The sequence below is a fragment of the Vallitalea longa genome, from assembly GCF_027923465.1.
Lineage (GTDB): Bacteria > Bacillota > Clostridia > Lachnospirales > Vallitaleaceae > Vallitalea > Vallitalea longa.
In genome coordinates, this window is the sequence record NZ_BRLB01000001.1 from 751583 (window position 1) to 769166 (window position 17584).

The following is a 17584-nucleotide window of genomic DNA, read 5'->3' on the forward strand; positions in this document are numbered from 1 at the left end:
TCTAAGTTTTCTAATCATTAACTTTTATATATTCCACATTATTATCTCTAAGTATTTCCATCCATTTATCAGATACATCATTATCGGTAACCATAGTATCTATCTCATCAAAGTTATACGCTTTGATAAATGATTTTCTGTCAAATTTACTGCTGTCGACTGCGAGGATAACCTGTTCTGAAGTTTTTATCATCCTCTTTTTGACTTCCGTTTCAAGTTGATGAGGCTCCATGATTCCATGCTCAAGATTTATTGCTTTACAACTTATTATCGTCTTATTAACATAATATTTTTCAACAGCTGATTCTGCCCAATGTCCTACAAATGATAGTGATGTGCTTTTTAATGTTCCACCTGTTGATATAACCTGAATGTTGGAGTGTCCCGCTAGAACCATAGGTATTTTTAACGCATTAGTTATTATAGTTATATTCTTGTTGGTAAGATATTTTGCTACACATAGAGCAGTTGTGCTTGAATCCATCATGATGGTATCTCCATCTTGTATCAGATCTGCCACTTTCTTACCTATAAGATTCTTCCCTTCCTTATTGGTAGCCTCTCTTATATTTATAGAAAGATCTTCATTGGTACTTTGATTAAGCACAGCTCCCCCATAACTTCTCTTTATGTAACCTTCGTTTTCCAGTTTTTCTAGGTCTCTTCTAATCGTCTCTAATGTCACATTGAATTGTTGGCTGAGATCTACTACTTTAACGCTTTCCTGCTTGTTGATTATTTCTAATATTGTCTTTCTTCTATCAATTGCTAACATAAAACCACCTATTCCCACTGTTTGTTGTAGTTGTTTTTTCTTGTTTTTATTATAAACATTATTAATAATAATAGCAAGGGAAATATTAGATGATATATTTTGTTTTAAAATTCCTTATAATACTGTTTAACTGTCTCTTAAAACACTCATGGTGTCATAATATAGTTATTATCAATTATCCCCTTTATTGATTCTATTCTATGTTATTAAATCATTTTGAATTAATAAATCTCCAACCTAATTTATTAAATCTTAATCAGGTTGGAGATTTTTACACTTTTTAAATAGCATACTCAGTGAATTTTTAGAAATTTATACACCTATTTTAGATTCACTTAATATAATAAATCATTTTTCTGATATCCATGTATGACACTTTAAAAATAAATTGATTTCAGTATTCTCATATTATATAAGGTCATTTTATAACATTATTGAATAATTAGTTGTCCATAATATCACTATTTTCATTTAAACCATTAATGATTTCTTCTAACTTATTAGTAGTATCTTGGTCAACAGTATATCCTACATTTTTATCTTCATCCAATACATAAATAGAATTCTTCTCTTCGTCACTTTTATATAGATATACAACTTCCTCCCTATTATCTGAATAACTTATTGATATTTGGTACGGTGCAGGTATAATATAATCACTTATCCCTTCTTGTTTTTTACCAGCTTCTATATACTCCTTGATAACATTAAGTGAATCAGAATCATCAATTATATATTCATCTTCATCCTCCCCAATACATATAGTGGCACTTTCATATTCCTTTTCACCAGTATTACTACATCCTAACCCTAATATAATAGTAGTAATAAGGACTACAAGTAAAATTAATAATTTAAATTTATTATTTAATAATATCATCTTTAATATCAATTTCCTTTCCATCAACGGAAATTCGTAATCCATCAACATAATAATCTATTTCAACATCAATACCGTATTATTTCTTACATCATTAACAATTTAAATCTACCATATCTCACCTCCTACACAAAAGATTTATTCTTCTGTATTTGCAAATAATTTACTGTTATACATAAAATGTAAAAAGTTACTAAGTTGATATTTTATAAAACTGTTATACAAAATAATTTTAATAAATAAAACATATACAATTGGGAAGTAATCCCAATCTACTTAAGGTAAAATACTAATTTTACATTACTTAGAAATATTTCAGCTTCTAATATATTTAATATGATGTTCATTTTGTTTGATCATGTCCACTTGATAGTTACTATATTTTTTTACATTAATAAATCTTATATTAAATTATTTATATTTATTTATTATGCAATTAATTATTTATAATCATTTTTAGATTAGTTCTAATAATAAATTTTATATATAAATTTAAATAAAATTAATATATATATTATAATACAAAAATCATCAAATTTTAAATTATTTTATTTAATTTTCTTTTTATTTATTATAATCATATAAATATTTATATAATTAAGTCAATTATGCAAAGTGATATTTTTAATAAAAAAATCAATTTATAAACTATTGTTACTATTTATATGTGTAATTTATTAATGCTAAAGTAAAGTTCTAAAGAATATATGTATTTATATTATTTTTTATATATAATATTGAAAAATCTCCTTCCTAATCATTTAAGTTGGAGATTTTTATTTTACCTAGCAAATAATTATACTAAATATATTAAAATTTTTATTTATCTATCTTCATTTTTTTTATCACATGCTTCATCTCTAATTTCATTTCTCATACTGTTTAGAGATTCTTCTCTTCTTTTATTCTTCTCCTCAAGTGTCTTCTTCATCTTTTCATCATCTGTTTTTTCTATCATCTCATCTGCTAAATGAATATTTTGTATTGTTTTATCAATATTGTATTGAATTCTATCTACATTATCACTTCTATCATCTGGTTTATGTTCCATATAATTATCTTATCTCCTTCTCTTTTTTTAATGTATAAATAACGCCATATTTTTATTATGGCAATAACTTTATATGATATTCATAAAATGATTGTAAACTTCTTATAGAGAATAAAAGTGGAAAATTAAGTAAATGAACAATTGTATTTATACAATTTTAATATTATAATATGATTTAGCAATAATTAATTATACGATACTGTAAATAGAAGACTATACATATAGATAGTCTTTAGTTTTCTACATGAATCAATTAAAGAAATCTATTTAGGCGGTGAGCAAATGATAAAAAAGAAAAGAGTCATGAAAATTTTAGTTTTACTTGTTAGCATATTAACAATTAATATTGCATTTGCTGGATGTGATAAATATACTTCCGTAAAAGATGAGCTTCAAAATAAGCAACTTAATACAAATAAAAATAATAGTAACAACATAAATTCAGAAAAAAATATAGCCGATAAAGAAGAACCTGCAAAAATTCTAGAAGACACCAAAGAAGATAATAGCAATATTATAACAATTACAGCAATAGGAGATTGTACATTAGGTAGTTTTCCAGAGGTCACAGAAGGTAAATCTTTTGAGGATGTTCTACAAGCTAATAATAACGATTATGGATATCCATTCAAAAACGCTTATAATTGGACTAAATCAGATGATCTTACATTAATAAATTTTGAAGGAACTTTAACTGATGCAACAGAACTCGCTAATAAGAAGTGGAGATTCAAAGGTCCAAAAGAATATACTAACTTTCTTACTGCATCTAGCATTGAAGTTGTAAATATAGCCAACAATCATAGTTTTGACTATCTGGAAGAAGGATATAATGACACTGTTAAGAATATGAACAATGCTGATATTGGTGTATCAGGTAATGAATATATTTGTACAAAAAATATTAATGGTACAAAAATAGCTTTCATAGGACATGAAGTCATATATGAACCACAGGATATTTATGACAAATTAAAGCATGAAATATCTACAGCTCGTGAAGAAGGAGCTGATATAATTGTCTGTTCTTTCCACTGGGGTATAGAATACAATAATATGCCTACTCCATACCAACAAAAGCTAGGACATTATGCAATAGATACCGGTGCTGACTTGGTCATCGGTCATCATCCACATATTTTACAAGGTATAGAGTTATATAATGGCAAATACATAGCTTACAGCCTTGGTAATTTTGTTTTTGGTGGAAATGAGATATTGTATGATAAAAAACATAAAGACGTTGATACCATATTACTAAGACATGAAATAAATTTACAAGACAAAAAAATCTCGGATATCCAACTTTCCATTGTTCCTTTTAGATTATCTGGAGATAAAGAATATAATAATTATCAACCCATTGTTCTCAATGGAGAAGAAGGTATTCGTATTAAAGACAAACTAATTAACCTAAGTAAGGATTTGAAATATGGAATTAAATCTTTGGAAATAGAAAATTAATACTCAATATACATAGTAAAATTCATTTTACTTATTATTCTATCTACCCCATCTACTTTTGATGCATTTCTTTCATATATATGAACCTGATTATTTAAAAATAATTTAAAGTTGGGTTCATATATTTGAATAAAGAATATCTCCAATTACTATCTTAATCATTAATGCTATATCAATTAATAAAACTAATTAAATAATTAATGATTCTTTTTTTAATTAATGTTTCTATATATATTACTAAATTTATGAAATAGCAAAAATATGTCAATCAATAATAGTACTATCAACAAATTGTTTTGTTAAATAAAGTTAATATCATAATTTGACAAAATATTGTAATCTGCTATAATTTTTTTATAGGTAAAATTCATTTTTGGGGGAATGCTATGAAAAATCTAGGTAAAAGAAAAGTATATGTTAGTGATGTTGATACTGTTTCAAAATGGGTATTTTCTTCAACAGGGATAGGAAGAGATGCTGCATTCAACTTAGTTTCATTATTTTTGCTGACTTACATACAATTCACTATGGGACTTACTGTTGCTCAATTTAGTGCATTAACTGCAATAATTGTATTATGTAGAATATGGGATGGAATTAATGACCCATTAATGGGTATGATAATCGAGAATACTCATACTAGATGGGGTAAGTTCAAACCATGGATTTTAATTGGTGCTATACTTAATGGTTTTATTATTATATCTTTATTTTTTATTAGACCTGAAGGTTGGAATTTTGTTATCTTTTTTGGTATTGCTTATTTACTTTGGGGAATGACATTTACAATGAATGATATCGCTTATTGGTCAATGTTACCATCTCTTTCAAGTGAGCCAAGAACAAGAGATCAACTTACAACATTAGTCGCTTTATTTGCAAACGTAGGTGCTTTTTTAGTTGGTGGACTAGTTCCAATATTGACAACTGGAAATATGGTAGCAGCTTATAGGAACATTGCAATTTTGGTTGGGATATTATTTATCATATGTCAAGTTTTATGTGTACTATTAGTAAAAGAGAAACCAGACAAAATTATTAATGATAAACCAAAAGTTTCATTTACTAAAATGTTTAAACTCATTAAGAGAAATGATCAATTATTATGGATTACAATCGCTCTATTCTTACATTATCTATTGCAATCAATCATTAATGCACTTGGTATAAATATGTTCTATTTTGAATTCGGTTATGATGGAACTAATATGACAATTTTCATTGCAGTCTACGCAATTATTTCCCTTATTTCGACAGCTGTATATCCTCTATTAACTAAAAAGTTAACTAGAATGCAAATTGTAACATACGCTTTTTGGTTAAGTATAGTAGGTTTTATAATATTCTTCCTAACAGGATATGTACCTTTCATTCCACATAATATAATTTCCTTCTGTATAGCTGGCGTATTTATTTTTGCAGGTTATGGATTAATTTATTTAGTGATCCTAGTTCAATTCTCTAATACTATTGAATACGACGAATATCTTACTGGTGAAAGAAATGAATCTGTTACCTTTTCCTTAAGACCTTTAACTGCAAAAATCTCAGGTGCTTTTCAGCAAGCTATTGTAACTATTGTTTTGATATCAAGTGGTATATATGGTTTATCCCGCAAAATTTCTCAATTGGAGTTTGTTAAAGATCTTACTATTAATGCAAGGCAGGAACAAGCTGATGCAATTATTGGTACTGCAACAAACGATATGTTATTGGTGTTACGAATAGGAATAGCAATTGTACCACTTATTTTGGAAATATTTGTTTACTATATCATTAGAAAAAAATACTTGATCAATGAAAACGTATATGAATCAATGATGAATGAATTGGAACTAAGAAAGCAAGATCCTAATCATTTTGATAATAAGTCAATATTGGAATCAGTAGACAAAAAAACTTCATAATGTATATACACTATTAATATTGTACATACTTATATTTAATTTTAATTATTTTAAATAAATAATTGTATTAATATGTACTAAATCAAGTTATTTTTAGTAAATAGAAAATTTTATAAATAATTTTTAAAAAATATTGATTTTATGTATAATAAGTTATATAATATATAAAAGTAATAATTAAACAGTATTTATACTAATATTTATAATTATTAAACTCATTTTATTTCCCATCATATACCACTTAGTAATCCGCATAAATTCGACATTTTACTACTTATTTATACAACACAATAAATATTTTAATAAAAAAATATTGCATTTTTATTATTTTTTTGTAACCTTTTGAGGAATTTACACCTTATATATATGAAGGGGTTTTAAAATAAATAAAATAAAAAAACTAAAGAAAAGGAATGATTAAAAGATGAGAAAAATTAGATTATTAGTATTGACTGTTTTATTGACATCTATATTATCAATTGGAGTTAACGCACAAGAAGGCCCAGTAGAAACAAATGAATTTAAGTTAGGTAATACAATTTATAAAGCTGTTGATTCAGATGAAGATGATCCTCTAGCATATTTATCAGATAGTATAACAGATTCAGACGGATATGTTAGTATTTCAAGTAAAACTTATTCAACAATGACATGTGATAGTTTGAAACTTGTTGTAAATATTCAAGAAAAAGTAAACGGTTCTTGGAAAACTGTAAAAACTTTCGAATTTATAAAATATGATACTAGCAGAATAAGCAAACTTGAAACTTACGATGATATTAATTCAGGATCACAATATAGAATTAAAACTTTCCATCACGCGACTGTTGATGATATAAATTATGTTGACATTAATACCTCTTCATCAATAACAGTTAAGTAATATATATTCATGTATAATATTACTAAAATAAAAAATAAAGAACTACCCTTAATTGTTAAAATTAATTGTAGTTCTTTTTGTTTACTAAATTTTCAACACCAAATATATTATAAAATGTTTTGGTTTGGTAGTTTTATCATTTACTATCATCTATATATTTATTTTGCAATGACACAACAGTCTCTACTACATCCATATATTTTTCACCAACTATTTCAAGTTCAATATCATCAATAACAAATATACCTATTATTAAATCATTATTTTCAACTAAGCGATACTCTATACCTTCATTATTATAAACATTAATACCAAATAATTTGTCATTATATTTTACCATTGCAGATGAATTACCATCCCCGATATATTTTTGAGATATTTCAATATAATTATCATTATCACCTGATAAATATATCATTAAATTAGAACCATTTTGAACTACATCTTCTACATTATAAGTATCTACTAAAGCAGGCGAAATAAAATTATATCCACCTTCATCATTAATTTTTTTAACTTTTTCATCTAAATCTTTATCTCTTCTAGTTTTATTGTCTATTTTTGAATCTCTAGTAATAGATTGAATCGTATTCCCACTGACACTAGTCAACAACCGTCTAAACAAACTAGCATTACTGGATAAATCCACTGAAACCAAAGCAATTATGACTACACAAACGGTAACAGCGACTTTGAATGTCCTTCTTGTTCTATATTTCCTCTTCATTTCTTTTTCATGGACTTCCATACTTATGTTTTTCCATATCTTATCTTTAGCTTGTTCGTCAATCTGTACATCATTTACACTGTTTTCCAGATAAGAGTTTAATTTCTTATTCAGTTCTTCATACGCTTTGTCTTTTTTCATAAATCAACTCCCCCTCCATATTCTGCATTAGTAACTTTCTTGTCCTATGCAATTTGATTTTTGCATTTGGTACAGATATGCCTAATAGTTGAGCTATTTCTCTAACTTTATACCCCTGTATACTTAGTAACATAACTTCTCTGTCAATGTCAGGTAATTTATCCATTATCTGTTTGAAATAAATATCTTCAAATACTTCTCCTATAATATCTTTATCGCTACTTATATCTTCATTAACAGTTGTGGGAAATAAATTGTATCTAGCATTATTTTTCTTGGCTCTATTTATAGATAAGTTATAAGCGACTTTTAATATATAATTTTTAAAATGATCAAAATTTTTGATCTTACTCATATTTTTAAAACCAATGCTAAAAGCATCTTGTGTTATTTCCTCACAGTCTTCTTTATTCTTCACGATTCTATATGCAGTTGTATAAACAAGTCTATAATATTTATCAAACAAGTATTGATACAAATCATCATTCTCATTCTCTATTTTGTACATAGTGCCACTCCCTTGCAGTAAATATTACGTTATCCTATCAATTAAAGACTATGTATAATTATTTTCTCATTAATTACCATGATTTGTCAAGTACTGTCTTAATCTACGCATCCTTTTTAACTAAAACTATTATTCCGACTTTTTCTATGAAATAATTAATTATTATATATTTTAAATACTTAAACTATATAAAATTTTATTTTCATACTATAACCGTATGTATGTTTTAGTAATTAATACCTATTTTACTGCAACTAATTTAGCACTTATTACTTTATTAATACTATATCATTTTATTATATTATATCAATAATTATAATTCACAACAATAGCTATTAAATTATATTAATATATGATTCATAAACCTTAATTTATATTATCTATAAGTCGATTAACTAATTAATTCAAAGTAATCCCTAGTAAAATCTAATGGTAAATGCTAAAAAAGGATGTTTCAAAAAACGAAACATCCTTTTATATAATATCATTGTTCTCTTCATAATTTGAATCCGTAAATACTTCTTATTTACACTCTTTTTATCAAACATATTATCTTCTTACTTATAATTAATAATATATAACCCCTCTGTAAAGCTTATTTAGTAGAATTATCTTCTAGATTAGTTATAAAATCATAGAGTAATTTTATTGCTTCTCCTCTTGATAGGTCTTCGGTAATATCAGTATCACTATCTATTATTTTATAATATCTAGCTAAGCCAACATACCCTTTATCATTTTCTAATGCATTTTCTTCATCTGCAAATATTTGTATGAAATTAGCTAATTCTTTATCTCCCATACCATTAATTATCCATTCTATCATATCCATTAATGATACTTTATGATTCTTGTTGAAATATTTTGCATTATCAATGATATTCATTTCAACAGCATCAACCACATATCTATAATATTCATCGTCTTTGTCTATATCAACAAAACTAATTTCATCGTTTTTCATATAATTACGATTACCATCTGGAATATATCTATATTGTCTGTTGAGAGTTAATACAATCCATTTTATAGCATCCTTCTTAGTTAAAGTTGTATTAGGAGTAAATTCTTCATTTGTTTCTTTAATGAATCCCATTTTATTCATTAACTCAATTATTTGTTTATGCTCATAATCTTTTAGATCAGTAAATTCTTCTATCTCAACTGTATTTTTATATTCTTCACCACTATAATCAAGTAGTTTACCATCTTCCATATCAATATATGAGAAATTGAATGATTTTAATTTATAGATAAGTGCTAAATCTTTTAATGGTACAATTATATCTTCATTCTCTTCTTTTTCTTTATCTTTTATTAAAACTAATTCTTTTAAAAAACCTACTTCATCATACAATATTTTACTAGCTTCTTCTTTAGTAATCATATTCTTAGGTTTCTTAATTTCTATATTATTAAACCATTCAAATGAGAATCTTGTAAAATCCTGTTTCTCTGTATTATATGCTAATGTAAAACCATTTCTATTATACTCTATACCATCTATGATTCTTGTACCCTTAACATAGATTACTTTACTATCTTCTTCATTTTCTTCAGTTTCAATAATATAATCTTTTTCAGTTATATCAGGGAACATTTTGTTAATAATATCTTCTGCTTGCTTTTCAATCTGATTACTATCTTTATCTGCATTTTCTTTCAGTCTATTTTCATATTGTGTATTGCTTATTTCACCTGCTGCAAGCATTGTTTTAGCTTTTGCTTCAAATTCCTCTTCTGTTATTTCTCCAGCTGCTAAAGCTAGTTTTAATCTATCTAACCCATTATCAGAATTATTAGCATACTGATTGTAGCAATTGTAGTTAATATCTAATACATCACCTGAAACAGCATCTATAGTACCGTATAGATAAGTCTCTTCATTTTCATCTTCTAGGTTTATTGTCCAATATTTACCTTTGATTCCATTATACCAAGTTTGATAATTGCTATTTCTGACTTTGAGATTCTTAATATCTGTAAGTTTTGATATTTTTTCTTTAATTATCTTTTCAACTTTTTCCCTTGATATAGAACCTTTTTCTGGTACCATTTCTTCTCCATAACCAAATCCAGCTTCTTTATCGCAACAATTCTCATTATAATATAACCTATCATCATCATATGAATATAGATCCTCTATATCATAGAATTTCTTTGATACTGCATCTAGTAAACCAGAATTATCCATATCATAATAATAGATAGGTTTTAGAGTAAGTATATTTTTTTCTTCCTCATTATTATCTATTTCAATGTATTTTGACTTAAGATTATCTTCTTTCTCAAATATTTTTCTTGCTTCGTCCATGGATATTTTTTTATTATTTTTATTGTATTTACAATCATTCCATACCATCTTAAAACTAATTACTTTTCCAGTTATTCCTGATACATTGATGCTTATGTAATTACTTGTCAATATTTCATTATTCATTTTTCTTGCATAAACAAATAAGTAACTATCTCTGTCATAATGACGATATACATCATTGACAATACTCATGTCTTCTAATTCCACTAACTCATCTTTTAATTCTGGATAATTATCATCAATATATTTTTGAGCAGTTTTTCTTACTTGTTTCTTAGTCAATTTTAATACTCTTTTATTATTTCCTTCTGATTTTTCAAATGATAATATTTTCCCATTCTCAGCATCTGCACTTACCTGAACAAATTTATCATTGGCTTCAAAAAACAAATTCCATACTCTTTTTTGATAAGTTTCGTCAGTTGATAAATCAGAATCATTCAACTCAAATTCTTTACTTAATTTTAATTCTTTCTTGACCTTATCAGATATATCTTCTATTTTATAGATACTACTATCTGATTTGTCTTCACTTGCTGATATTAACCCAATATCTTTCGCATAAATGCCTTGTGACATAATGATGACACATAATGCAGTTATCATCATTCTTCTTAATATTTTACTCATATTCATCCTCCTTAGATTTGTTCATGATAGAAAAATTAAACACGTAGAATTACTATCTTTACTTAGACGAAATCTAATGGTAAAAAGTTCCATGTTTATATAATATTTTTTCTAACAATATAATAATACCATAACATTGCTAGTTTTAGATATTTTTCAATGATATTTATAGCTTTAGATATGTGCAATAACTATTATTATCTATAATTTTTATAAAATCATAAATTAATTTAATTGCTTGTCCTCTTGTTAAATTCTCACTAAGGTTTGTTTCATTATTTATTATCTTATAATATTTAGCCAAAGCAACATACCCTTTGTTAATTTCTTTTATACCTTCCTCATCAGCAAATAATGCTGTAGAAGTAGCTAATTTCTTTCCTCCCATACCATTGATAATTAATTTTATCATATCCATTAATGTTACTTCTTGATCTTTATTTAATCTTTTAGTATTTTCTATTATATTCATTTTGACTGCATCAACCATGTATGTATAATAATCATCGTTTTCGTCCATATTGATAAAATCGATTTCATTATTATTGATATTATTATGATTAGCATTCGGTAGTCTTTCACATTGACTTCCAATTGTTAATACAGTCCATTTTATGGCATCTTTTTTAGTTAAAATTGCATCTGGTGAGAATTTTTCATTAGTCTCCTTAATGAATCCCATTTTATTCATCAATTTTATAGTTAGTTCATTTTCATTTCCTTTTATATCAGTAAAATTTTCTATTTCATGTGTATTCTTGTATTCTTTCCCATCTTCATCTAGAAGTTTTCCATTTTCCATATCAATATATGAAAATTCGTATGGATTCAATCTATACACAAGCTTTAGATCTTTTGAAGGCACTCCTGTATTTTCTTTTTCTGTATCTAACAATTGTACTAGTTCTTTAGAAAAACCCACTTCTTTATAAAATATATCGCTAGCTTCTTCTTTAGTAATTTTATTTTGAAGATCTATAATATCTATCTGAAACCAGTCAAAATCAAAAATAGTAAAGGCATTTTTTCCTATATCATATACCAAAATGAAACCATTTTTACCATACATCCTATCTTTTATTACTCTTGTACAATTAAAATGTATTTTATTACTCTCAAAACTTTCTTTAGTTTCTATAATATAATCTTTATCTGTTATTTTAGGAAACATTTTGCTTATAATATTTTGTGCTTGTTTTTTTATGTTAGTGATATCTATATCATTGTCTGTATTTGAACTATCTAATTCATCAGAAGCAATATAATGAATATTTGATACTTCTCCAGTAACTGCGTCTACTGTTGCATTTACATATAATTTATCATCTTTCGCACTTATAACCCAGTATTTCCCTTTAATTCCATTATATTTGTCATTATAATTTATACTATCAATATTAAGACTTTTGATATTAGTTAGATATTTTATTTTATCTAAAATTATTTGCTCTACTTTTTCTTTTGATATTGTACCTTTCTCAGGTAATATCTCTTCTTCATCAATTACACCTCCAAAAGCTATATACTCTTCATCATCTTCATAGATTAATTCGTAAAATTCTGAATATAAATCTCCTAAGTAATAAAATTCTTTTGATACTGCATCTATAAAATTTGTACTATTCATATTATAATAATAAACTGGTTTTAAAGTAACTTTATTATCTTCTTCTTTTTCTGTATCATTTACTTCTATATATTCTGTTTCTATACTATTTGTTTTTTTAAATGTTTCCAAAACTTCTTCTTGTGAAATTTCTTTATTGTCTTTAGTATAATTATAATCATCCCAGTACTTTTCAAACATAATAATTTCTCCAGTTATTCCAGATATAATGACACTTATGTAATTACTTATTAATATTTCATTATTTATCTTTCTTGCATACATGACGGAATAATTTTCTCTATCGCAATCAATATCAACTTTCCGTAAAATATTACTTATATTTATTTCAGTTAACTGATTTTTCAAATCTGGATAATTGTCATCAATATATTGTTGAGATATTTTTCTAACTTGTTCTCTCGTTATTTTTACTACTTTAGATTCTGATTCTCCAAATTTTTCAAACCTAATTACTCTTCCAGTTTCAGCATCTGCTATTACTTCAATTGACTTGTCTTCACAATAAAATGTTAGTTTCCATACATTTTTGTGAAAATAAGTATCATTAGTTATTAGATCAAAATAATTTAATTTATAGTCATCACTTATATTGATTTCTTCTTTGACCATATTACAAATATCTTCTTCACGAATGCTGTTCTCTGTTTCCGGACTTAATGTTATTAGGTCCACATCATTAGCATAGATACCTTGTGACATCATGATAATACATATTGTAACGGTTATTATTTTCTTTAGTGTTTTTTTCATATTCATTCTCATACTCCTTCTTCTCCTCGTAAATTATAATATTAATTAAAAAAACGTAAATATACATATTTATTAGACGAAACATATTTTTTAAAAGTTCCCTATTATATTTTATTTTTCTAATAATATTTATATATAAATACATTTTTGTGCTTTTTATTACAGATTATGTCATTAGTTAATATAAATTATTGTATATTTAAAATGGTTTAAGTTCTATTTACAATAAATCTTACAAAATTATTATAGTATGCTTCTTATATTATAATATAATTAGGAATCAAGGTGAAATATGGATGAATAAAGTTATGAACCTCGTGTGAATTTGGATGAAATATTAGAACAGGAGGTGTTCATTACCGGTTTGAATATTAATACTATCAATGAACTAAAAAAAATAAATGATCTATATATGTAATCAACTATGAATAAATATTAAGATATGAGTATGGTATTTTCATAGCTCTTTCTATATTCATACTAATAAGAAAAAGCCATATGAAAATTATTCATATGACTGATGTTACTTTTACTTATTATATTTTAATAACATTATTGGTCTAAGCACAAATCTCATCTATATCATTGTTGTTGATTGTTTCTTTTTCAATAAGCATATGGGCGATTTTATTAAGATAATCAATATTGTTTTTTAAGATATCCAAAGCGCTGTCATAAGCCTTTTTTATTTCATTTCTACATTGATTAACAATCGATGTATCATTCATATCTGCTGACTCAAAATTAAATAAACCAAAATCTTCATCCATACCATATTTGACAATATAATCTTTTATAAGGTTTGAAGCTTTTTTGATATCATTACTTGCTCCTGTCGTTACACCATCAGACCCGAAAATAATTTCTTCAGATGCTCGTCCTGCAAGAAGTACTTTTATATTACTAATAATCTCTTTTTTGGTATTGTACATCTTATCCTTAGGAATATTCATACTAAAGCCACCTGCACCTTTAGTACTTGGTATAATTGTAACTTTTGATATGATATTATCAGGTAGTAGTAATTTTGTCATAAGAGCATGCCCTGCTTCATGATAAGCTGTTATTTGTTTATCTTTAAATGTTATGCCACTTCTATCTTTCTTCTGAGCACCAGCAATAACAGTATAAAAAGCTTTGTCTATATGCTCTTTTTTTATAACCCTTTGATTTTCATTTGCTGTTATGATAGCTGCCTCGTTCATAAGATTTTCTAGCATAGCTCCACTGAAATAGACTGTATCTTTTGCTATATAATCAACATCTACTGTATCATGCAATGGCTTATTCTTAACATGCAGGGATATTATAGCTCGTCTAGCATTGTAATCCGGTAATCCTATTTCAATCTGTCTATCGAATCTACCTGGTCTAAGCAATGCAGGGTCAAGGGTGTCTATACGATTAGTCGCCGCGATAACAACTATTCCCTCATTATCATTAAAACCTGACATCTCTGTTAGTAATGCGTTCAATGTTTGATCTCTTTCATCATTACTAGCTGTAGCTTTACCTGCTCTTGTTTTACCAATTGCATCTATCTCATCTATAAAAATAACTGCTTTTTCTGTCTTTTTTGCTTTTTTGAATAGTTGTCTTATCCTACTGGCACCAACCCCTACATACATTTGTATAAAATCAGAACCACTTACTGCATAATAAGGTACATCTGCTTCTCCAGCAACTGCTTTTGCCATAAGTGTTTTACCTGTTCCAGGTGGACCATATAATAATACACCTCTTGGCATTCTAGCTCCCATTTCAGCATATTTTTCAGGGGTTTTAATAAAATCTATAATATCTTTCACTAAATCTTTAGCTTCGTCGTTACCAGCCACATTACTGAAATTCACTATATTGTTATTGCTTATTTTATTTTTATTTGCATCTACAATAACCTGCTTGTTATTATTGGAACCTTTTCTTATATACCAGAAAACACCGAATAAAAGCAATCCAATACCTACAGTCTGAAAAGTTTTTTGTAGCATATTACTGCTTCCTGTTCCTATTTTTACATCTTGTAGTAGCAAATATTCTTTAAAATCGTCTTTAAGAGGATTGGGAACTTTATATTGTGTTTTTCCATCGTTTTTTAATGTAACATATAATGTATTATCGTCAATTATCTTTACTTCACTAACTGAACTACCTTCTATGTTATTGATGAATTCATTATATGTCATATCTTCATAATCTTTTTTTGTTAAAAACCAGGTAGTTACAGCTACTATAATAGTAATAATACTAACAGCGATAATCATTAACTTTTTGTTTTTCAATTCTTTCACCCCTAGTTTACATAATATAATAATTATACACTTTTTCAGTATAATAATCCATTATAAGTATTTAGAAATACTGTATATTGTTGGATATAGATATATTATATAATTCACATATTATAACAATATATTTCTTGGTCAATAAAAAGAAATTAATTAATATTTACCAAGATACATTTCATTTATGTAAACTAGACGAGCAAGTTATATTTATAACCTAAAAATTATATTAAATAGATTTGACTGAATCTCTAATAATTATTTCTGATGGTATACTAATCTTGGATATACCATTTTCTCTACATTCTGCTTCCACTACTTTTCTCACCATCAATTCTCCAGCTTTTTTGCCAATCAATACCGAATTTTGAGATATTATAGTTAATCTTGGTTCCACTAATTCAGGTATATTAATATCTCCAAAAGATACTAAGGATATATCATCAGGTATCTTGAGATTCATTTCTTTTAATGCAATCATTGCACCTTCAGCCATATCATTATTGGCTGCAAATAAAGCTGTTGGTAGATTGCTCATATTTTTTTGCAACATCAACTTAACCTCTTCATATGCTTTTTTTCTATCATAATAACCATTTACTACATATGATTCTTCTAAAGGAATATCATGATCTTCTAATGCATGAAGGAATCCATTATAACGCTCTTTTGCAGTACTTACACCCATAAACCCATTAATAGCACCAATACGTCTATGTCCTTGGTCTATAACATAAGAAATAAGCTTATATGTGGCATTAAAATTATCCTCAACGACAATATCTGTCTCCAGATCTTTTATGCTTGTATCAATCAAAATGATATTCATACCTTGATTAATAAATTTTTTTAGTTTATCGCTCTGTTGGGTACTTGAAGCTAATAAAACAAAATCAACTCTTTTATCATTAAGTGCATTGAGAAGTTTTAATTCCTTTTCCGTATTTTCATCTGTGCTACAAAAAATGAGGCTATAACCTAAAGGACTGATAACACTTTCTACACCTCTAGCTATATCCATAAAATAATTATTAGATATATCCGGAACTACCATCCCTACCATATACGTTTTATTGCATTTAAGGCTTCTTGCAATTGAGTTAGGTCTATATCCTAATTCTTTTATCGTTTCCACAACCTTTTTTCTGGCTTTTTCACTAACTGGATAGTTTCCGTTAATAACTCTTGAAACTGTTGCAGTGGACACATCTGCTTTTTCCGCTACTTGTTTTATAGTAACCATATTATCATCCTATCATTTTATTACTGTAGATTCTTAATGGTAATCGTTTACTACATTATATAAAAAATTTTTATATTCATCAAGTACAAATCCTATTATGTACAATAGCTTTTTCATATATAGTATTTATATGTAAAGATAAAGTCGATATTGAAGAAATATACTACTACTTCAATATCGACTTCATGGATGTATAGTGGAAATTTTTATCTCCAGGTATATAATTCAAGCATCTTACCTTATAAAAGTAAGATGCTTGAATTATAATCTCTCTACAGTATTGTTGATACCATCATGAACTTCAATCACATTCTTATCCATGTTACCTCTAACGAAACTATGTGACTGATGAATATATCCAACATACTCATTATGCATAATAGTCATTAATTT

The 17584-nt window shown here is 26.4% G+C and carries 13 protein-coding genes; 3 read left to right on the forward strand and 10 right to left on the reverse strand.

What is annotated here, in order from left to right; translation table 11 throughout:
• Positions 1–10: 10 nt before the first annotated feature.
• The 3 genes from QMG30_RS03340 to tlp all read right to left on the reverse strand — a co-directional run bounded on the left by QMG30_RS03340 (position 11) and on the right by tlp (position 2706).
• Positions 11–775, reverse strand: coding sequence for a DeoR/GlpR family DNA-binding transcription regulator (locus tag QMG30_RS03340; RefSeq protein WP_281812202.1), 765 nt, complete (start codon positions 773–775; stop codon positions 11–13).
• 442 nt (positions 776–1217) lie between these two features.
• On the reverse strand, positions 1218–1700 hold the full coding sequence (locus QMG30_RS03345; RefSeq protein WP_281812204.1) for a YhfM domain-containing protein: 483 nt from the start codon (positions 1698–1700) through the stop codon (positions 1218–1220).
• 778 nt (positions 1701–2478) lie between these two features.
• The gene (gene tlp / locus QMG30_RS03350) at positions 2479–2706 is read right to left on the reverse strand and encodes a small acid-soluble spore protein Tlp (protein WP_281812206.1); all 228 of its coding nucleotides are present in this window, start codon (positions 2704–2706) and stop codon (positions 2479–2481) included.
• Positions 2707–2988: 282 nt separating this feature from the next.
• Here tlp and QMG30_RS03355 point away from each other — a divergent pair, with 282 nt between their 5' ends.
• From QMG30_RS03355 to QMG30_RS03365, 3 genes are all read left to right on the forward strand, one after another.
• Complete coding sequence (locus QMG30_RS03355) at positions 2989–4170, forward strand: CapA family protein (protein WP_281812208.1); 1182 nt, start codon at positions 2989–2991, stop codon at positions 4168–4170.
• Positions 4171–4556: 386 nt separating this feature from the next.
• Complete coding sequence (locus QMG30_RS03360; protein ID WP_281812210.1) at positions 4557–6077, forward strand: glycoside-pentoside-hexuronide (GPH):cation symporter; 1521 nt, start codon at positions 4557–4559, stop codon at positions 6075–6077.
• Positions 6078–6501: 424 nt separating this feature from the next.
• Positions 6502–6960, forward strand: a complete 459-nt coding sequence (locus QMG30_RS03365; protein ID WP_281812212.1) for a hypothetical protein — start codon at positions 6502–6504, stop codon at positions 6958–6960.
• A gap of 136 nt (positions 6961–7096) precedes the next feature.
• Here QMG30_RS03365 and QMG30_RS03370 read toward each other — a convergent pair whose 3' ends face one another.
• From QMG30_RS03370 to QMG30_RS03400, 7 genes are all read right to left on the reverse strand, one after another.
• Complete coding sequence (locus tag QMG30_RS03370) at positions 7097–7828, reverse strand: hypothetical protein (protein ID WP_281812214.1); 732 nt, start codon at positions 7826–7828, stop codon at positions 7097–7099.
• Complete coding sequence (locus tag QMG30_RS03375) at positions 7806–8336, reverse strand: RNA polymerase sigma factor (RefSeq protein ID WP_281812216.1); 531 nt, start codon at positions 8334–8336, stop codon at positions 7806–7808. Before QMG30_RS03375 ends, QMG30_RS03370 begins: the two co-directional genes overlap by 23 nt.
• A gap of 595 nt (positions 8337–8931) precedes the next feature.
• Positions 8932–11283 (reverse strand): SHOCT domain-containing protein, encoded by a 2352-nt coding sequence (locus QMG30_RS03380; protein WP_281812218.1) that lies wholly within the window; start codon positions 11281–11283, stop codon positions 8932–8934.
• A 166-nt stretch (positions 11284–11449) separates the two neighbouring features.
• Positions 11450–13669, reverse strand: coding sequence for a YcdB/YcdC domain-containing protein (locus tag QMG30_RS03385; protein WP_281812220.1), 2220 nt, complete (start codon positions 13667–13669; stop codon positions 11450–11452).
• A 554-nt stretch (positions 13670–14223) separates the two neighbouring features.
• On the reverse strand, positions 14224–15945 hold the full coding sequence (locus QMG30_RS03390; RefSeq protein WP_330680644.1) for an ATP-dependent metallopeptidase FtsH/Yme1/Tma family protein: 1722 nt from the start codon (positions 15943–15945) through the stop codon (positions 14224–14226).
• 232 nt (positions 15946–16177) lie between these two features.
• Positions 16178–17191 carry a LacI family DNA-binding transcriptional regulator gene (locus tag QMG30_RS03395; RefSeq protein WP_281812225.1) on the reverse strand — a complete coding sequence of 338 codons (1014 nt, stop codon included), beginning with the start codon at positions 17189–17191 and terminating at the stop codon, positions 16178–16180.
• A 261-nt stretch (positions 17192–17452) separates the two neighbouring features.
• The gene (locus QMG30_RS03400) at positions 17453–17578 is read right to left on the reverse strand and encodes a hypothetical protein (protein WP_281812227.1); all 126 of its coding nucleotides are present in this window, start codon (positions 17576–17578) and stop codon (positions 17453–17455) included.
• Positions 17579–17584 lie beyond the last annotated feature (6 nt).